Source organism: Microbacterium rhizophilum (assembly GCF_039605615.1).
GTDB lineage: Bacteria > Actinomycetota > Actinomycetes > Actinomycetales > Microbacteriaceae > Microbacterium > Microbacterium rhizophilus.
Window position 1 is genome coordinate 117,401 of sequence record NZ_JBCNUN010000006.1, and the last position, 17,839, is coordinate 135,239.

The window sequence follows — 17,839 nt, forward strand, 5'->3', positions numbered from 1 at the left end:
GTGCTCACGGACCACCTCGCGGAAGACCCCGCCTCGGCGCATGACCGCCCCGTGCGCGTGCTGCTCGTCGACGACGACCCCTACACGAGAGAGCCCGTCGCGACGATCCTGGATCTGCGTCCCGAGATCGAGGTGATCGGATCGGTCGACAGCGGAGCGGCGGCCGTCGCGTTCGTCCGGCACACCCGCCCGGACATCGTGCTGATGGACCTCCAGATGCCCGACATGGACGGCATCGAGGCCACGCGCGAGGTGCTCGTCGTGGTGAAGACGCGCGTCGTGGCGCTCACGACGATGGTGGATCTCGACACGGTGCTGCGCGTCTTCGAGGCCGGCGGCGACGGCTACATCCTCAAGGGCGACGGGCCGGTGAAGCTGGTCGAGGATGTTCTGGCCGCCGCGCGCGGCGACGCGATCCTCCCGCCGCGCTACGCCCGCGCGGTGATCGAGCGGTCGACGGGCGTCAGCGGGTCCGATCAGCGGCAGGATGCGATCGCGCGCCTGGACCTCCTCACGGAGCGAGAGCGTGCGACGGCGCGGCTTGTCGCGACGGGCGGCGGCAACGCTGAGATCGCGGCGGCGCTGCACGTGTCGGAATCGACCATGAAGACGCACCTGGCGCAGGCGATGGCCAAGCTCGGACTCGACAACCGGATGCAGCTCGGCATCCTCGTCGACAGGGCCGGCGAGACCCCCTCCGGGTAGCACTCCGCCCACGTCGCGGCGGCCGTGAGCACCCTGCCGCGGCGCAGACGCCGGTAGCCCTACTCGACGCGCGCGGCGATATCCGTGCGGTGGTGCGAGCCCTCGAGGCGGATGCGGCCGATCGCCTCGTACGCGCGCTCGCGTGCGGTGCGGAAGTCGGGCGCGGTCGCCACGACGTTGAGCACGCGACCGCCCGTGGCGATCAGGCCGCCGTCCGATTCGGCCGTCGCGGCGTGGGCGATGTGCACGCCCTCGACCGCGTCGGCCTCGTCCAGACCGCTCAGCGCGCGGCCCGTCTCGGGCTTCTCGGGGTAGCCCTCGCTCGCGAGCACCACGGTCACGGCGACATCGGGGGAGAACTCCGGCCGGGGCTCGTCCTCGAGCGTGCCGGTCGCGGCCGCCAGCAGCAGGCGCGACAGCGGCGTCTTCAGGCGCGGCAGCACGACCTGGGTCTCGGGGTCGCCGAAGCGGGCGTTGAACTCGATCACGCGCACGCCCGACGGCGTCAGGATGAGCCCGGCGTACAGCAGGCCGATGAACGGCGTGCCCTCCTCGTCCAGGCGGCGGACGACCGGCAGCGCGACCGTCTCCGTGACGTGCGCGACGAACTCGTCCTCCGAGCCGAACTGCTCGGCGAGCCACGGCAGCGGCGAATACGCGCCCATGCCGCCCGTGTTCGGCCCGGCGTCGCCGTCGAGCGCGCGCTTGTAGTCCTGCGCGGGGCTCAGGGCGCGCACGGCGTCGCCGTCGCTCAGGAAGAACAGCGACACCTCGGGGCCGGACAGGAACTCCTCGATCAGGACGGGCCCGGTCGGCAGGTAGGTCTCGGCGTGGGCAAGCGCGGCCGCGCGGTCCTCCGTGACGATGACGCCCTTGCCGGCGGCGAGGCCGTCGGCCTTGACGACATACGGCGCCCCGAGCGCGTCGAGCGCGTCGGCGACCTCGGCGGCGGTGCGGGCATGCGTGGCGCGGCCGGTGGGCACGCCGGCCGCCGACATGATCCGCTTCGCGAAGGCCTTCGAGCCCTCCAGCTGCGCCGCGGCGCGGCCCGGGCCGAACACCGGGATGCCCCGCTCGCGCAGCTCGTCCGCGACCCCCGCGATCAGAGGGGCCTCGGGCCCCACGATCACGAGATCCACCGCCTGATCGATCGCGAACGAGGCGACGGCGACCGGATCGACCATGTCGACCTCGACGAGGGTCGCGACGCGCGCGATTCCCGCGTTGCCGGGGGCCGCGAGCAGCTCGTGGCCCGCCTCCTCGGAGCGCAGCGCGAGAACGAGGGCGTGCTCGCGCGCGCCGGAGCCGAGGACCAGGATCTTCACGCGCCCAGCCTATCGAGGCCGCCATATCGGGGAACGCTCCGGGCGGCAAGGCTCCCGCGTGCGCGGCGCGGCGTGGGTACGGTCGGATCCGTGGGCAGGCAGCAGCGGGTGGCCGGCGCCGTGGCGGCGCTCGTGCTCGTCGGCGCGCTCGTGAGCGGATGCGCGATCCGGATCCCGACGGATCCGGACGGCACGCTCGATCGGGCCGCCGGCGGCGAGCTGAGGGTGGGGGCATCGTCCGACGCCGGCCGTGTGGAGGTGGACGGCGATCGCGTGACCGGCCCGCTGCCCGACCTGGTGGAGGAGTTCGCGGCCTCGATCGACGCCGACGTGGCCTGGACCGTCGGCAGCGAGGAGAGTCTGGTGACGGCGCTCGAGGAGGGTGACCTCGACCTCGCGATCGGCGGCATGACCGACCAGACCCCGTGGCTCGACAAGGCCGCGGTCACGCGCTCCTTCCCGGATCTGCCCGGCGTCGAGGGCGACCGGCCCGTCGTCATGCTCGCGCGCCTGGGGGAGAACCGCTTCGTCAGCGCGCTCGAGACGTTCCTCGACGGGCGGGTGAGCGGATGAAGACGCGGTTCGGCCGCACCGACCTGCCGCAGCGGCAGGCGGAGGCGCTGCGCAGAGCCGTCGGCATCGAGGTCTTCACGATCTGCTACACCACGGTCACGATCGCGCTCATCGCGCTGGTCGTCGGCAGCTCGCAGGCGATGCGCACGGCATGGATCGAGGACATGCTCTCGCTGCTGCCGCAGATCGCGTTCCTCACGGCGCTCATCTTCATCCGGCGCCGCCCCACCCGGAACTTCCCGTTCGGCATGCACCGCGCCATGGGCGTGGGCCACCTCGTGGCGGGCGTGGCGCTGCTGATCGTGGGCGGCAACCTGGCGGTCGAGGCGGTCGTCGGGTTCATCCGCGGCGAGCACCCCACGATCGGCACCGTGAACCTGTTCGGCCAGACCATCTGGCTCGGCTGGCTGATGATGGCGGTGATGGCGCTCATCGTCGTCGGGCCGCTGTTCTACGGGCGCTACAAGGCGAAGCTCGCGGGCCCGCTGCACAACAAGCTGCTGCACGCCGACGCGGACATGGCGAAGGCCGACTGGCAGACCACGGTCGCCTCCATCGTGGGTGTCGGCGGCGTGGGCCTCGGCGTGTGGTGGCTCGACTACGCGGCCGCCCTGTTCATCTCGGTGGGCATCCTGTGGGATGGCTGGCGCAACACCGTCACGGCGGTCGAGGACCTGATCGACAAGCGCGCCACCACGTACGACGAGAAGGCCGTGCACCCGCTCGTCGCGGACGTCCTGCGGCTGCTGCGCGGCGCGCGGGGCGTGGCGGATGCGGCGGTGCGCGTGCGCGACCTCGGGCAGGTGCTGCACGTGGAGGCCTTCGTGGTGCTGCGGCGCGGCCGCGTCGACGTCGCGCAGCTCGAGCGCCTGCAGCGGCGCATCATCGACCTCGACTGGAAGATGCAGGACGTCGTCGTGATCCCGGTCACCTCGCTCCCGGAGGAGGCCATGGCCCGGGTCGACTCGTCCTAGTCTGGACCGATGGCCGCGCGCAGGATCGAGACGGGTGACGGACGCGGCGCGCTCGCCGCGGTCGCGGCCGCCGTCGCCGCGGGCGAGAGGCCGCCCCGCACCGCGCACGCGACATCCGTGCGCTACCTGCTGCAGCTGCTGGCCGAGAAGGCGCCCGGCAACAGCGTCGAGGTGCGCGTGCCGCCGTTCGGGGCGGCCCAGGTGATCCAGGGCCCCCGGCACACGCGCGGCACGCCGCCGAACGTCGTGGAGATGGATCCGCAGACCTGGATCGATCTGGCCACCGGATCCCTGTCGTGGGGCGAGGCGGCGGCCTCCGGGCGCGTGCACGCGTCGGGCGTGCGGGCCGATCTCGCGGGGGTGCTGCCGCTGCGTCCGTAGGGCCGAAATGGGGCGGACGCACGACCCCCATTCAGGAAGCGGTGGGATGATGAGCACCATGTCCTCGCACGCCGGTGTCCCCGACGATCAGCTCGTCTCCGAGCAGGTCTCCGTGCGTCGCTCGCCCCGTTACGGCGTGTTCGCCGGGGTCGGCGCGGCCTTCGGGATCGTGGTGGCGATGATCCTCGCGACCGCCTTCGACGGCACGAGCGAGCCCAGCCCCTTCACCGAGGTCGTCTACTCGCCGTCGCAGGCGTTCGGCTTCATCCTGCTGTGGTGCGTGCCCGCGGGCATCCTGCTGGCGATGATCGTCGCGCTCCTGCTCGAGTGGACGCTCGGACGCCGCACGCGTCGGGTATCGGCCGTGCACGAGACGGTCGTCGAGACCGACTGATCCGGATCAGCCGAGCTCGCGCAGGATCGGCTGCATCGCGGCGTCGAACGCCGCGACGTCGCCGCGCAGGCTGTCGGACACCGCGACCGTGAGCGATCCGATCCACCAGATGCCGCGCTGCGCGAGCGGCAGCACCTGCACATCGAGGCGGAAGTCGTGCGCCCGGCGGCCCGCGCGCCGCTCGAACTCGACGACCGCGCCGGCATAGCCGCGATACGAGCGGCGCATCCGGTCGTACCGGACGGCCGCGTCGTGCGCGTAGGCCAGCGCCTGCGCACCGTGCGGCGCGGCGGCGTCGCGGAGCGCGCCGGCGTAGGCGGGCAGCGCCACGTGCGTGCCGAATCCCTCGACCAGCTCGAGCGGCACGGGGGAGGGATGCGCCTCGGGCTCGACGGTCATGTCCCAGTAGCGGCGCCACAGCCGCTCGACGCCGTCGCTCGCCTCCCCGCCGCGCTCGACGCCGCGCAGCTGCGGCAGCTCGTCGGGATGGCGCACGCCCAGCGCCTGGCGCAGGTACAGCGCGACGAGCACCGAGGGGCCGCAGTCCTCGCGGACGTGCCAGTCGGTTGCCGTCATGGACTTCATTATCCTCACGCCGGCGCGGGGGTCAGGTTCCCGACGGGGTCTTCGGCGCCCACACGTGCGAGCGCAGCGAGCGTGCGGACGCGGGTGCGTCCGCCACCTCACGCCCTCGATGGAGCCTGCGACAGCGCATGCAGCCGTGAGCGGCGCCCGAAGGGTGCTCGAGCGGATGCGTGGGGCGTGAGCGAAGAGAACGCCGGTAGGCTGGGCGCGTGGCTCCCGCACCCACCGAATCCCCGTCCCCGCGCACGTCCTCGACCTATGCCGAGGCGGGTGTCGACACCGAGGCCGGCGACCTCGCCATCGAGCTGATGAAGGCGTCCGTCAAGGCCACTCAGGGCCCCGAGGTGGTGGGTGGCATCGGAGGCTTCGCCGGTCTCTGGGACGCGAGCGCGCTGGTCGGCATGAAGCGCCCGCTGCTCGCCACGAGCACCGACGGCGTGGGCACCAAGGTCGCGATCGCGCAGGCGATCGACAAGCACGACACGATCGGTCACGACCTGGTCGGCATGGTCGTCGACGACATCGTCGTGGTGGGCGCCAAGCCGCTGTTCATGACCGACTACATCGCGACGGGCAAGGTCTTCCCGCAGCGGATCGCGGACATCGTGCGCGGCATCGCGGAGGCGTGCGCGCTCACCGGCACCGCACTGGTCGGCGGCGAGATCGCCGAGCACCCCGGCCTGCTGGGCCCGAACGACTACGACGTCGCGGGCGCGGCCACGGGCGCCGTGGACGGCGAGAAGATCCTCGGCGCCGAGCGCGTCCGCCCCGGCGACGCGGTCATCGCGCTGGGGTCCAGCGGCATCCACGCCAACGGCTACTCGCTCGTGCGCCACATCGTCACCCGTGCCGGCATCTCCTACGGCGACCACGCCGCCGACTTCGGCACGACGTGGGGCGAGGCCCTGCTCGAGCCGACGCGGCTGTACACCACGCCGCTGCTCGACCTGATCGACCGGGTGGGCGACGGCGTCCACTCGCTCAGCCACGTCACCGGCGGCGGCATCGCGGCGAACCTCGCGCGCGTGCTGCCCCGCGGCACATGGGTCGAGGTCGACCGCTCGACGTGGACCCCCTCGCCGATCTTCCGCGTGCTGAGCGACATCGCCGGCACCTCGCTCGGCTCGAGCGAGGGCACGTGGAACATGGGCGTCGGCTTCCTCGCGGTCGTGGCGGCCGATCGTGCGGCCGCGGCGATCGCGCACATCGAGGGCGCGGGCATCCCGGCCTGGCAGGTCGGCGTCGTGGGCGAGGGCGCGCGCCCCGCGGGCGGCGAGGAGTTCGAGCAGGGCGCCAAGGGCGTCGACGGCGGCGCGGTGCGCCTGGTCGGCGCGTACGCGGACGGAGCAGAGTAACAACCCATGTGCGGCATCGTCGGAATGGTCGGGCAGGGCCTGGTCAACCAGGACATCTACGACGCTCTCCTCCTCCTCCAGCACCGCGGTCAGGACGCCACGGGCATCGCCACCGCGGAGCCGAACGGCGTGATGCACACGCACAAGGCGCAGGGCATGGTGCGCGAGGCGTTCCGCACCCGCGACATGCGGTCGCTGCTCGGCAACGTCGGCCTCGGCCACGTGCGCTACGCCACGAAGGGCACCGCCTCCAGCGAGGAGGAGATGCAGCCGTTCTACGTGAACTCGCCGTACGGCATCATCCTGATCCACAACGGCAACCTCACCAACACGCGCGAGCTCACGCACGACATGGAGCAGCGCGACCGCCGGCACCTGAACTCCTCGAGCGACACCGAGCTGCTGCTCAACGTCCTCGCGAACGAGCTGCAGGCCACGACCAGCCCCGTCGACCTCGAGCCCGAGCGGATCTTCGAGGCCGTCTCGCGCACGCATCGCCGCATCGAGGGCGCGTACGCCGTGATCTCGGTCATCGCGGGATACGGCCTGCTGGCGTTCCGCGATCCGCTCGGCATCCGTCCGCTGATCCTGGGTCGCCGGTCCGGTGCGGAGGGACGGGACGAGTGGGTCGTCACGAGCGAGTCGCTCGTGCTCGAGAACGCCGACTACGAGATCGTGCGCGACGTGGAGCCCGGCGAGGCCGTGTTCATCACGGATGCCGGCGAGCTGTACTCGAAGCAGTGCGCGGACGACGCGACGCTGCTGCCGTGCTCGTTCGAGTACGTCTACCTCGCCCGCCCGGACTCGATCATGAACGGCGTGCCCGTGTACGAGTCGCGTCTGCGGATGGGCGCGAAGCTCGCGGCGACCATCGCGAAGCACGTGCCCGAGGGCCTCATCGACGTGGTCATGCCGATCCCCGACTCCTCGCGCCCCGCCGCGATGGAGGTCTCGCGCGTGCTCGGCATCGAGTACCGCGAGGGCTTCTACAAGAACCGCTACGTCGGCCGGACGTTCATCATGCCCGGGCAGGCGGCGCGCAAGAAGAGCGTGCGCCAGAAGCTCAACGCGATGTCGAGCGAGTTCCAGGGCAAGAACGTGCTGCTGATCGACGACTCGATCGTGCGCGGCACCACCAGCAAGCAGATCGTGCAGATGGCCCGCGACGCCGGGGCGAAGTCGGTCACGTTCGCGTCCGCGGCGCCGCCCGTGCGGCACCCTCACGTGTACGGCATCAACATGCCCTCGCGCCACGAGCTCGTCGCGCACGGCCGCACGATCCCGGAGATCGCCGAGGAGCTGGGCGCCGACTACCTCGTCTACCAGGAGGTCGAGGACCTCAAGGACGCGATCATCGAGAGCGCGCAGGGCGACGCGACGTTCGCGGACCTCGATATGAGCTGCTTCGACGGCCGCTACCTCACGGGCACCGTGACGGACGAGTACCTCGAGTGGGTCGAGGGCACGCAGTCGTCCTGACCCGGCCGGTCGGAGGGCACACGAAAGCGCCCGGTGCCGCAGCCCCGGGCGCTTTTCCGCGGGAGATATGAGGGATCAGGCCTGCTGGGCCTGATACTCGTCCTCGTCTTCGTCGCTCTCGTCGCCGTACATGTCGGCCCACTTGTCGACGTACTCGTTGTCGTCACTCGGGTGCCCGAGCTCGCGCTCCAGCGCCGAGTAGTTCACCGTCGGGCTGAACGACTTCAATTCGCGGGCGAGCTTGGTGTGCTTCGCCTTCTGACGGCCACGGCCCATGGGCGAGACCCCCTCACGTGTAGCTGCCGGGATCGCTGCCCCGATGCGCTTGTCTGGATCCGGCACAAGAGCCGGTGAAGAGTAGAGTTCAGATTACCACGCGGCCCCGGCGCCTCGGCCGGCCGCGGCACCGGGAAGGGGTCGCAGGATGACCGATCAGCCGTTCGTCGATGAGCCGTCCGACAGCGCGAAGGCACAGCAGGCGTCCGCGGATGCCGTGCTGCGCGGCGCGGTGATCGCCGCGGTGATCCCCGATCAGTCGCCGCGCGTGCTCCAGGAGGCCGCCCACTACGCGACGATGCTGGGCGCGCCGCTGGCGGTCGTGCACGTGGATGTGACGCGCTTCGTGACGTACGAGGACCCGGACGGCTACGTCCACTCCGCGCCCGTCGACATCAACGTGCAGGCCGGCGCGGGCGAGCTGGAGGCCGTCCGACGCGAGGCCGAGACGCACCTGATCAACAGCGCCGTGACGTGGGAGGTGCGCCAGCTGGTCGGCGACCCGGCCCTGGCGCTGAAGCACTTCGCCGACAAGATCGACGCGAAGCTGATCGTGGTCGGCACCCGCAAGCGCGGCTTCGGCGAGTCCCTGCGGCAGTTCTTCACCGGCTCGGTCGCCGCGCGGCTGTCGCACCGTCAGCACCGCCCGATCCTGGTCGTGCCGCAGGACGAGCCGCTGCACGACGACGAGGCCTTCCCCGAAGTCGAGGGCTGAGCCGAGAGCGCTGACGCGAATGCCCCGGGACGACGAGGTCCCGGGGCATCCGTCCGTGGTTCAGCGGCGCAGCGCGTCGCTGAGGGATCCGGCGGCCGTCTCGAGCGCGGACTGCAGCGCGTCGACGGTCGCGGACGTGAGCTCGCCGCCGCGGGCGACGTGCGAGCGCAGCTCAGCGCGCACGCGGCCGCGGAAGTCGGCCACGGCGGCCTCGGCGCGGTGCAGCTCCTCGCGGGAGCGGACGCGCGCATCCCCGTCCGCGGGGTCCGGCGCGCTCGCGGTGGCGCGGGGCGCGTCCTGCGCGGCCGCGGCGAGGTCGGCGCGGAGGCTCCGCATGGCCTCGCGGACGCTGAGGCGAACCTCGTCCGCGATCAGCCGCACCGTGTCGGCCAGGCCCGCCTCGATCCCTGCGATGTCCCCGGCCCGGTCGCGCACTTCGGCACGACCGGCGTCCGTGATCTCGTAGACCGTCTTGCGGCCGTCCGAGGTCTTGGTCACCAGACCCTCCTCCTCGAGCTTCGACAGCCTCGGGTAGATCGTCCCGGCGCTCGGCGTGTATGTGCCGCCCGTGCGCTCGGCCAGCGACTGCATGATGTCGTAGCCGTGGCGCGGCGCCTCGGCCAGCAGGTTCAGCAGGTACAGGCGCAGGTCGCCGTGGGAGAAGACGGGGGGCATCAGAGCGACTCCTCCGCGCGAGGCGTGGCCGACTCGGCGGGTGCGGTCGCCGGCCGGCGCAGCACCGTGACGTCGCCCGAGACGGTGTTGGCGCGGACGTCCGCGAACGATCCCGACAGCTCGCCGACGGATGCCGCGATGCTGCTGGGCCCGCCGGACGAACGCACGACGCCGTCGAGGACGATCCGGCCGCTCGCCGAGCGTGCGACGTAGTTCGCGGGCAGTCCCTCGTCCAGCCGCAGCGTGGCCGATCCGCTGACGCTGTTGACCGACGCCGAGTCGATCGGGCCCTCGGCGTCGACCATGGTCGCGCCGGAGACCGAGTCGACCGAGGCGCGGCGGATCCGGCCGGCCACCGTGACGTCGCCCGAGACGGTGTTGGCCGAGAACGCGCCCGCGAGGCCGCGGGCCTGCACGTCGCCCGACACCGCGTTCGCGGTGAGGTCGCCCGTCAGTCCGTCGACGAGCACATCGCCCGAGACGGTGTTCACGCGGGCCTCCGCCGCGAGGCCGGACACGAGCGCGCCGGCGCTGACGACGCCGAGCGTGAGCGCGACCGCCCGCGGCACCGCGACGCTGATCTCCGCCCGGGGGCCGCCCGCGCCGAAGTTGCGGAACACCTCGAGGAAGTTGTCCCAGCGCAGCTGCGGGTGGTCGATCTCGAGCTCGTCGCCCGTGACCTCGATCCGCAGGTCCTTGACGGTCACGCCGTGCACCTCGACGCGGGTGCCCGGCTCGTCGTGTCCGATGATGTCGATCTGTCCGCCGGCGAGCCCCACCTTGAGGTGGCGGATGCCCTCGACGTCGATCACCCGGGTCTGGCCCGGCTGCACGATCCATTTCTCCACGGCTGCGATCCCTTCCGGTTCAACTCGAGATATATCTCGATCTGTCGAGTAGAACACGATATATCTCGATTGTCGAGGGTCGTCGCGAATTCTCAGGCTCACGGTGCTTGACCCTGACGTCACGTCAAGATCTAGCGTCGGAGCGAAGAGAGGGGACCGGATGGACTGGTCGATCCAGCAGATCGCGAGGCTCGCGGGCACGACCAGCCGCGCGCTGCGTCACTACGGCGAGCTCGGGCTCCTGCCGCCGTCCCGCATCGGGCCGAACGGCTACCGGCACTACGACGAGCGGGCGCTCGTGCGGCTGCAGCGCATCCTGCTGCTGCGCGAGCTGGGGCTCGGCCTGCCGCAGATCGGCGAGATCCTCGACCGCGAGACCGACGAGCGGCGCGCCCTCGAGGCGCACCTCCAGTGGCTGCGCGGCGAGCAGGACCGGATCGCGCGGCAGATCGGCGCGGTGACCGGCACCATCCGCGGACTAGAGGAACAGGAGGAGCTGATGGCGGAGGACATGTTCGACGGCTTCGACCACACGCAGCACCGGGGCGAGGTCGAGCGCCGCTGGGGCGCGGACGCGTACGCCCGGGGCGACGCGTGGTGGCGAGGCATGAGCGAGGCCGAGCGCATGGCCTGGCAGGAGCGGGCGGCCGCGCTCAGGCGCGACTGGATCGCGGCGGCGCGACCCGGAGCGGATCCGGCGGCGGACGAGGCGCAGGCGCTCGCGCGGCGCCACGTGGAATGGCTCACCGGCATCCCCGGAACGCCCGCCGCGGCCGGGCACGCCAGGGAGTACGTGATCGGCCTCGGCGACATGTACGTCGCGGACGAGCGCTTCGCCCGCAACTACGGCGGCGCCCAGGGTGCCGCCTTCGTCCGGGACGCCCTCCGCACCTACGCCGAGGCCTGCCTCTAGCCCGGCGGCCACTGCCCTCGAGAACACGTGCTCTCGGCGAGCACACGCCGGATCCGGTCCGATCGGGCATGTCGCCGCTGACAGCACGTGTTCTCGAGGAGGGGGAGGGGCCCCTTCTCGGCGGGAAGGGCCGCGCCCGTAGGCTGAGCGGGTGATGCGCGCGCCGATCCGCTGGGGGCTCCTGCCGCTGGTGATGGTCGGCGGGGCGCTCGGGGTCGCGCTGCGGGCCGGGATGCTGCTGCCGTTCCCGGGCGGCTTCTCGTTCGGGATCCTGACCGCCACGATCGGCATCAACGCGGTCGGGTCGGGCCTGCTGGGGTTCGTCGTCGGCGCGCTCGGGAGCCGGCATCCGCGCCGCCGGGCGTTCCTCGGCACCGGCGTGATGGGCGGCTTCACGACCTACAGCGGGTTCGCCGTGCTGCAGGGCGAGCTCGTGCAGGCGGGCCTCGTCGTCTACGCGGTGCTCCTCGCCGGGCTGGCCCTGCTCGTCGCGAGCGTCGCCGCGATCCTCGGGCTGCAGACGGGCACCGCGCTCGAGCGCCGCCGTCCCTCGGGGGGAGCAGGATGACGCCCCTGGTGTTCGCGGGCCTCGCGCTCGCCGGCGGCGTCGGGGCGGGCCTGCGCTGGCTCGCCGACGTGCTGCTGTCGCGCGTCCTGCCCGCCGGGTTCCCGTGGGCGATCCTGGTCGTGAACGCGAGCGGATCCTTCGTGCTCGGCCTCCTCACGGGGCTCTCGCTGGACGCGATCTGGGCGGCGGTGCTGGGCACCGGCCTGCTCGGCGGCTACACGACCTTCAGCACGGTCGCCGTGGACACCCAGGTGCTGGCGCGCGAGGGCCGATCCGAGGCCGCCTGGGGCAACGCGCTCGGCACGCTCGTGCTGTGCGTCGCGGTCGCCGTCGGCGGGCTCGCGCTCGGCCCCGCGCTCGCCGCCTGATTCACGGCAAGGCCATAGCGCAGCGGTCCGAGGCGCGTCCGCGCGCCGTGTCACAATGAGCCGGGGATAGAGCACCGTAGCGGCGCATGTTCGCCGACGGCCCACAGCCCCGCCGCCCGCGAACGAGAGACAGCCGTGTCGAGACTTGCCGTCCTGAGCCTGAAGAACCGCGCTCTCATCGCGCTGATCACGATCTGCGGCGCGGTCTTCGGCGGGCTCTCGCTCACGACCCTCAAGCAGGAGCTGATCCCCGCGATCGAGCTGCCGCAGCTGCTCGTGATGACCACGTACCCCGGCGCCTCGCCCGAGGTCGTCGAGAACGACGTGTCCACGCCGATCGAGACGGCGATCCAGGGCGTCGCGGGCCTGGACGCCACGAGCGCCACCAGCACCACGAACTCCTCGATCGTGCAGGCGTCGTTCACGTACGGCACCAACCTCGCCACGGCCGAGCAGAAGCTGCAGCAGGCGATCAACCGGATCTCGAGCCAGCTTCCCGAGGACGTCGACCCGCAGGTGCTGTCGGTGAGCCTCGACGACCTGCCCGTGATCCAGATCGCCGTCACCGGCTTCGACGACGCCGAGACCGCGCAGGCCGACCTCGAGGCCACCGCGATCCCGGATCTCGAGGACGTGGACGGCGTCGGATCGGCGTCGATCGTCGGCGGACTCGGCCAGCGGATCACGATCACGCCGGATCAGCGCGCGCTCGCATCGCTCGGGCTGTCGCAGCAGGCGATCCGCGACGCGCTCGACCAGAACGGCGTGCTGTTCCCGGGCGGCGAGATCACGGAGGACGGCTCGACCTTCACGGTGCAGACCGGCGTCAAGCTGACCAGCGCCGAGGACCTCGCGGCGCTGCCCCTCCTGGGCGCCCAGACCCCTCAGCCCGGCCAGGTCGTCACGATCGACGACGTCGCCGACGTCGAGCGGACGACGGATCCGGTCTCCTCGATCTCGCGCGTGAACGGCGAAGACGCGCTCTCGATCGCGATCACCAAGCTGCCGGCCGCGAACACCGTCGAGGTCTCGCGCGGCGCGCTCGACGTGATCCCGCAGCTCGAGGAGACGTTCCCCGACGCGAGCTTCACGGTCGTGTTCGACCAGGCGCCGTTCATCACCCAGTCGATCGAGACGCTCGCGACCGAGGGCCTGCTGGGTCTCGTGTTCGCCGTCGTGGTGATCCTGGTCTTCCTGCTGTCGATCCGATCGACGCTCGTCACCGCGATCTCGATCCCGACCAGCGTGCTGATCACGTTCATCGGGCTGCAGGCGTTCGGGTACTCGCTCAACATGCTCACGCTGGGCGCGCTGACGATCGCGATCGGCCGCGTCGTGGACGACTCGATCGTCGTGATCGAGAACATCAAGCGGCACTACGTCGAGGGCGCCGACAAGGGGGACGCCATCCGCCTCGCGGTGCGCGAGGTCGCGATGGCGGTGACCGCCTCCACGCTCACGACGGTCGCGGTGTTCCTGCCGATCGTCTTCGTCGGCGACATGGTCGGCGAGCTGTTCCGGCCGTTCGCCATGACCGTGACGATCGCCATGGTGGCGTCGCTCCTCGTGGCGCTCACGATCGTGCCGGTGCTGGCCTACTGGTTCCTGCGCCCCGGCAGGCCGCTGCTCGACGCGCAGGGGAACAGGATCGACCCGGAGTCACCGGATGCGCCCCCGTCGCGCCTGCAGCGGGGCTACCTGCCGATCCTGCGCTGGACGCTCAGGCACTCATGGGTCACGCTGCTGATCGCCGTGCTCGTGATGGGCGGCACGATCGCGGCGGCGCCGCTCATGAAGGTCAACTTCCTCGGCAGCTCGGGACAGAACACGCTCACGATCTCGCAGGAGCTCGAGCCGACCGCGAGCCTCGAGACGGCCGACGCCGCCGCGCAGCGTGTGGAGGAGGCGCTCGAGGGCGTCGAGGGCATCGAGACCGTGCAGGCGTCCATCGGATCGAGCGGATCGCCGCTGCGCGACGCGTTCTCGGGCGGCGGATCCGTCACCTACTCGATCGTGACGGATCCGGATGCCGACCAGGAGGCCCTGCAGGCCGACGTGCAGGATGCGATCGACGGCCTCGACGACGTCGGCGAGCTGACCGTGAACGCGGCCGCGGGCTTCGGGTCCACGGACATCGAGATCACCGTGACCGCACCGGGACAGGACGAGCTGCAGCAGGCGACCGACGACCTCGTCGCCGCGCTCGATGGCCGCGACGGCATCGGACAGGTGACGGACGACCTCGCCGCCTCGCTGCCGTACATCGCGGTCGAGGTCGACCGCGAGCAGGCGGCGGCGCGCGGCCTGTCCGAGGTCGCCGTCGGAGGGATCGTCTCGAGCGCGATGCGCCCGCAGCAGGCGGGATCGATCGAGATCGACGGCACCGCGCTGACCGTCTACATCGCCACGGACGAGCCGCCCGCCACGATCGACGAGCTGCGCGCGCTGGTGATCCCGACCGCCGCGGGCCCCGTGCGCCTGCAGGATGTCGCCTCGGTCGACATGGCCGACAGCCCCACCTCTATCACCACGCAGCAGGGGCGTCGGACCGCGACCATCACGGTGCCGCCCGCGGGCGACAACCTCGCCGAGGCGACCGCCGCGGTCGACGCCGCGCTGGCGGACGTCGACCTCCCCGACGGCGCCGACGCGGAGGTGGGCGGCGTCGCGCAGGACCAGGCGGACTCGTTCTCGCAGCTCGGCCTCGCGATGCTCGCGGCCATCCTGATCGTCTACGTGATCATGGTCGCGACGTTCAAGTCGCTGCGTCAGCCGCTGCTGCTGCTCGTGTCGGTGCCGTTCGCCGCGACGGGCGCCATCCTGCTGCAGATCGCGACCGGCGTGCCGCTGGGCGTCGCCTCGCTGATCGGCGTGCTGATGCTGATCGGCATCGTCGTGACGAACGCGATCGTGCTGGTGGATCTCGTGAACCAGTACCGCGAGAAGGGCCTCACCACGCACGACGCGACCGTCGCGGGAGCGTCCAACCGCCTCCGGCCGATCCTGATGACGGCGCTTGCGACGATCTTCGCGCTCACGCCCATGGCGCTCGGCATCACGGGGCACAGCGGGTTCATCTCGCAGCCGCTCGCGATCGTCGTGATCGGCGGCCTGCTGTCGTCCACCGTCCTGACGCTGATCGTGCTGCCGACGCTGTACAACCTCGTCGAGGGCGCGCGCGAGCGCCGGCGCGCCAAGAACGGGCTCCCGCCCCAGCGCGAGGAGCCGTCCCGGGAGCGTGAGCCGATCGTGGCCGCACCGGCGACGGCGACGGCGCCCGCGGTCTCGGGCGGGCTGCCCGCGGCCGGCAGCGTGCAGGTGCCGCATCGGCGCGACCGCAGCTGATCGGATCGACGCGGGCGGGTCATCTCGATTCGCTTCGCTCGCTCGATGACCGGTCGCTGAGCGAGCACAGGCGTTCTCTCAGGGCTCTTCGGTACTCTGAAGGGTCGGCTTGGGATGCCGCGTTGTGTGCGCGGGTGTGTGTGGTCCTGACAGGCCGCATGACACCTATGGAAGGTGCGTCACTTTCGCATGCCCAAGAACAAGAAGCCCGCGGGCGGTCGTCCCGCCCAGAACTTCGATCCGCGCTACGCCAAGAAGAAGACCGGCGGTCCCTTCCGCGGCAGCGACGGCGGGTCGCGCGGCCCGCGTCGCGATGACAGCGCCGGCCGCTTCGACCGCGCCGAGCGCCCCCGCGTCGACCGCGATGCGCGTCCTGCGCGTGACGGTGAGCGTCGTTCGTTCGACCGCCCGCAGCGCGACGGCGAGCGTCGTTTCGACCGTCCGAACCGCGACGGCGAGCGCCGCTTCGAGCGTCCGAACCGCGACGGCGAGCGCCGCTTCGAGCGCTCGGACCGCCCGCGCGCGGAGCGTCCCCACACCGAACGCAGCGACCGCCCGGCCCGCAGCTGGGAGTCGCGCGACGGTGAGCGCCGCGGCGCCGACCGCGGCGACCGTCGTTCGTTCGATCGTCCGGCTCGTGATGGCGAGCGTCGTTCGTTCGATCGTCCGGCCCGCGACGGCGAGCGTCGTTCGTTCGACCGCCCGCAGCGCGACGGCGAGCGCCGCTTTGAGCGCACCGATCGCCCGCGCTTCGACCGCACCGAGCGCCCCCGCTTCGACCGCGCCGAGCGCCCCCGCTTCGACCGCGCCGAGCGCCCGGCCCGCGACGAGCGCCCCCGCTTCGACCGCGCCGAGCGCCCGGCCCGCGACGAGCGCCCCCGCTTCGACCGCGCCGAGCGCCCGGCCCGCGACGAGCGCCCCCGCTTCGACCGCGCCGAGCGCCCGGCCCGCGACGAGCGCCCCCGCTTCGACCGCGCCGAGCGCCCGGCCCGCGACGAGCGTCCCCGCTTCCAGAACGATGGTGAGCGCAAGTGGGCCGAGCGCCGCGACGAGCGTCCCGCCCGTTCGCAGGCGCAGGAGGACCGGATCGACGTCGTGCACGAGCGCCTCGAGGCGCAGGCCGTGCAGGCCGACGAGGTCGCCGCGGTGACCTTCGCCGACCTGGGCTTCGGCGACAACATCGTCCGCGCGCTCGCCGCGCTCGGCGCCGAGAAGCCCTTCCCGATCCAGGCGTCGACCGCCCCGTCGATCATCGACGGTCGCGACGTCCTCGCCCGCGGCCGCACCGGCTCGGGCAAGACCATCGCGTTCGGCGCCCCGCTCGTGGAGCGCATCCTGCGCTCGAAGGCGGGCGAGAAGCGCGAGTTCGGCCGCGCCCCGGTCGCGCTGATCATGGCGCCGACGCGCGAGCTCGCGCTGCAGATCGACCGCACGGTGCAGGCGATCGCCCGCAGCGTCGGCCTGTTCACCACGCAGATCTACGGCGGCGTGCCGCAGGGCCGCCAGGTGGGCGCGCTGAAGAAGGGCGTCGACATCGTGATCGGCACGCCGGGCCGCATCGGCGACCTGCACCGCCAAGGCAAGCTCGACCTCTCGCGGATCCAGGTGTCGGTGCTCGACGAGGCCGACCACATGTGCGAGCTCGGCTTCCTCGAGCCCGTGCAGGAGATCCTGCGCCAGACCGCCGACGGCGGCCAGAAGCTGCTGTTCTCGGCCACGCTCGACCGCGAGGTCGCCGCGCTCGTCGACGAGTTCCTCGTCGACCCGCAGGTGTACGAGGTCGCCGGCGAGACCCAGGAGACGGGCACGATCGAGCACCGCGTGCTCGTGGTCGAGCACCGCTCGAAGCCCGAGATCCTGGACCAGCTCGTGGCGCGCGAGGGCAAGACGCTCGTCTTCACCCGCACCCGCGCCTACGCCGAGATGCTCGCCGAGCAGTTCGACGGCGCCGGCATCGACGCGATCTCGCTGCACGGCGACCTGAACCAGGCCAAGCGCACGCGCAACATCGAGCGCTTCTCGAAGGGCCGCGCCCGCGTGCTCGTCGCGACGGACGTCGCCGCGCGCGGCATCCACGTCGACGACGTCGACCTGGTCATCCAGGCCGATGCGCCGGACGAGTACAAGACGTACCTGCACCGCGCCGGCCGCACGGGCCGCGCCGGCAACTCGGGCCGCGTCGTCACGCTGATCCCGCGTCAGCGTCGCCGCCGCATGACCGAGATGCTCGAGCGCGCCGAGATCCAGGCGCCCTTCGATGAGGTGCGGCCGGGCGACGACGTGCTCGACGAGCTCGCCGGCGGCCCGACGGTCGCCGAGCTCACGGCCTGACGCACCGCGTCCGAACGGATGCCGCCCTC

The 17,839-nt window shown here is 72.1% G+C and carries 18 protein-coding genes; 13 read left to right on the plus strand and 5 right to left on the minus strand.

What is annotated here, in order from left to right; all coding sequences use genetic code 11:
• Complete coding sequence (locus AAD528_RS11545) at positions 1-705, plus strand: response regulator (protein ID WP_345752226.1); 705 nt, start codon at positions 1-3, stop codon at positions 703-705.
• Between the two features lie 59 nt (positions 706-764).
• Here AAD528_RS11545 and purD read toward each other — a convergent pair whose 3' ends face one another.
• Complete coding sequence (gene purD / locus AAD528_RS11550; protein WP_345752227.1) at positions 765-2,030, minus strand: phosphoribosylamine--glycine ligase; 1,266 nt, start codon at positions 2,028-2,030, stop codon at positions 765-767.
• Positions 2,031-2,120: 90 nt separating this feature from the next.
• Here purD and AAD528_RS11555 point away from each other — a divergent pair, with 90 nt between their 5' ends.
• From AAD528_RS11555 to AAD528_RS11570, 4 genes are read left to right on the plus strand one after another with little or no spacing between them, the layout of a single operon-like run.
• A complete protein-coding gene (locus tag AAD528_RS11555; RefSeq protein WP_345752228.1) occupies positions 2,121-2,603 on the plus strand; it encodes a type 2 periplasmic-binding domain-containing protein in 483 nt (160 codons plus the stop codon).
• Positions 2,600-3,577, plus strand: a complete 978-nt coding sequence (locus AAD528_RS11560; protein WP_345752229.1) for a cation efflux transmembrane domain-containing protein — start codon at positions 2,600-2,602, stop codon at positions 3,575-3,577. Before AAD528_RS11555 ends, AAD528_RS11560 begins: the two co-directional genes overlap by 4 nt.
• Before the next feature lie 9 nt (positions 3,578-3,586).
• Entirely contained in the window at positions 3,587-3,958 is a 372-nt protein-coding gene (locus AAD528_RS11565) for a sterol carrier family protein (RefSeq protein WP_345752230.1), read from the plus strand.
• A 58-nt stretch (positions 3,959-4,016) separates the two neighbouring features.
• Positions 4,017-4,352, plus strand: a complete 336-nt coding sequence (locus AAD528_RS11570) for a potassium transporter Trk (RefSeq protein ID WP_345752231.1) — start codon at positions 4,017-4,019, stop codon at positions 4,350-4,352.
• Positions 4,353-4,358: 6 nt separating this feature from the next.
• Here AAD528_RS11570 and AAD528_RS11575 read toward each other — a convergent pair whose 3' ends face one another.
• Positions 4,359-4,928: a zinc-binding alcohol dehydrogenase gene (locus AAD528_RS11575; RefSeq protein WP_345752232.1), complete on the minus strand. Its 570-nt coding sequence runs from the start codon at positions 4,926-4,928 to the stop codon at positions 4,359-4,361.
• Between the two features lie 218 nt (positions 4,929-5,146).
• Between AAD528_RS11575 and purM the strand changes: the two genes are divergently transcribed.
• Together purM and purF are read left to right on the plus strand one after the other, a co-directional pair.
• Positions 5,147-6,292, plus strand: coding sequence for a phosphoribosylformylglycinamidine cyclo-ligase (gene purM / locus AAD528_RS11580; protein WP_375339611.1), 1,146 nt, complete (start codon positions 5,147-5,149; stop codon positions 6,290-6,292).
• 6 nt (positions 6,293-6,298) lie between these two features.
• Entirely contained in the window at positions 6,299-7,771 is a 1,473-nt protein-coding gene (gene purF / locus AAD528_RS11585; RefSeq protein WP_345752233.1) for an amidophosphoribosyltransferase, read from the plus strand.
• Between the two features lie 75 nt (positions 7,772-7,846).
• On the opposite strand, the gene AAD528_RS11590 is transcribed toward purF, so the two are convergent.
• A complete protein-coding gene (locus tag AAD528_RS11590) occupies positions 7,847-8,047 on the minus strand; it encodes a DUF3073 domain-containing protein (protein WP_345752234.1) in 201 nt (66 codons plus the stop codon).
• Positions 8,048-8,195: 148 nt separating this feature from the next.
• Here AAD528_RS11590 and AAD528_RS11595 point away from each other — a divergent pair, with 148 nt between their 5' ends.
• Positions 8,196-8,762 carry a universal stress protein gene (locus AAD528_RS11595; protein ID WP_345752235.1) on the plus strand — a complete coding sequence of 189 codons (567 nt, stop codon included), beginning with the start codon at positions 8,196-8,198 and terminating at the stop codon, positions 8,760-8,762.
• 60 nt (positions 8,763-8,822) lie between these two features.
• On the opposite strand, the gene AAD528_RS11600 is transcribed toward AAD528_RS11595, so the two are convergent.
• Positions 8,823-9,437: a PadR family transcriptional regulator gene (locus AAD528_RS11600; RefSeq protein ID WP_345752236.1), complete on the minus strand. Its 615-nt coding sequence runs from the start codon at positions 9,435-9,437 to the stop codon at positions 8,823-8,825.
• On the minus strand, positions 9,437-10,285 hold the full coding sequence (locus AAD528_RS11605) for a DUF4097 family beta strand repeat-containing protein (protein ID WP_345752237.1): 849 nt from the start codon (positions 10,283-10,285) through the stop codon (positions 9,437-9,439). Before AAD528_RS11605 ends, AAD528_RS11600 begins: the two co-directional genes overlap by 1 nt.
• Before the next feature lie 160 nt (positions 10,286-10,445).
• Between AAD528_RS11605 and AAD528_RS11610 the strand changes: the two genes are divergently transcribed.
• From AAD528_RS11610 to AAD528_RS11630, 5 genes are all read left to right on the plus strand, one after another.
• The gene (locus AAD528_RS11610; protein WP_345752238.1) at positions 10,446-11,198 is read left to right on the plus strand and encodes a MerR family transcriptional regulator; all 753 of its coding nucleotides are present in this window, start codon (positions 10,446-10,448) and stop codon (positions 11,196-11,198) included.
• Positions 11,199-11,352: 154 nt separating this feature from the next.
• Entirely contained in the window at positions 11,353-11,766 is a 414-nt protein-coding gene (locus tag AAD528_RS11615) for a fluoride efflux transporter FluC (RefSeq protein WP_345752294.1), read from the plus strand.
• Positions 11,763-12,134, plus strand: coding sequence for a fluoride efflux transporter FluC (locus tag AAD528_RS11620; protein WP_345752239.1), 372 nt, complete (start codon positions 11,763-11,765; stop codon positions 12,132-12,134). The genes AAD528_RS11615 and AAD528_RS11620 overlap by 4 nt, the downstream gene beginning before the upstream one ends.
• A 135-nt stretch (positions 12,135-12,269) precedes the next feature.
• A complete protein-coding gene (locus tag AAD528_RS11625) occupies positions 12,270-15,479 on the plus strand; it encodes an efflux RND transporter permease subunit (RefSeq protein WP_345752240.1) in 3,210 nt (1,069 codons plus the stop codon).
• A gap of 189 nt (positions 15,480-15,668) precedes the next feature.
• Complete coding sequence (locus AAD528_RS11630; protein ID WP_345752241.1) at positions 15,669-17,810, plus strand: DEAD/DEAH box helicase; 2,142 nt, start codon at positions 15,669-15,671, stop codon at positions 17,808-17,810.
• Positions 17,811-17,839: the final 29 nt, after the last annotated feature.

Bases quoted from the DNA above. Each gene is read 5' to 3' on its own strand.
- AAD528_RS11620 (WP_345752239.1), top strand. From the start codon at position 11,763: ATGACGCCCCTGGTGTTCGCGGGCCTCGCGCTCGCCGGCGGCGTCGGG.
- AAD528_RS11565 (WP_345752230.1), top strand. From the start codon at position 3,587: ATGGCCGCGCGCAGGATCGAGACGGGTGACGGACGCGGCGCGCTCGCC.
- AAD528_RS11570 (WP_345752231.1), top strand. From the start codon at position 4,017: ATGTCCTCGCACGCCGGTGTCCCCGACGATCAGCTCGTCTCCGAGCAG.
- AAD528_RS11610 (WP_345752238.1), top strand. From the start codon at position 10,446: ATGGACTGGTCGATCCAGCAGATCGCGAGGCTCGCGGGCACGACCAGC.
- AAD528_RS11560 (WP_345752229.1), top strand. From the start codon at position 2,600: ATGAAGACGCGGTTCGGCCGCACCGACCTGCCGCAGCGGCAGGCGGAG.
- AAD528_RS11615 (WP_345752294.1), top strand. From the start codon at position 11,353: ATGCGCGCGCCGATCCGCTGGGGGCTCCTGCCGCTGGTGATGGTCGGC.
- AAD528_RS11630 (WP_345752241.1), top strand. From the start codon at position 15,669: ATGCCCAAGAACAAGAAGCCCGCGGGCGGTCGTCCCGCCCAGAACTTC.
- AAD528_RS11590 (WP_345752234.1), bottom strand. From the start codon at position 8,047: ATGGGCCGTGGCCGTCAGAAGGCGAAGCACACCAAGCTCGCCCGCGAA.
- purF (WP_345752233.1), top strand. From the start codon at position 6,299: ATGTGCGGCATCGTCGGAATGGTCGGGCAGGGCCTGGTCAACCAGGAC.
- AAD528_RS11600 (WP_345752236.1), bottom strand. From the start codon at position 9,437: ATGCCCCCCGTCTTCTCCCACGGCGACCTGCGCCTGTACCTGCTGAAC.
- AAD528_RS11595 (WP_345752235.1), top strand. From the start codon at position 8,196: ATGACCGATCAGCCGTTCGTCGATGAGCCGTCCGACAGCGCGAAGGCA.
- AAD528_RS11575 (WP_345752232.1), bottom strand. From the start codon at position 4,928: ATGACGGCAACCGACTGGCACGTCCGCGAGGACTGCGGCCCCTCGGTG.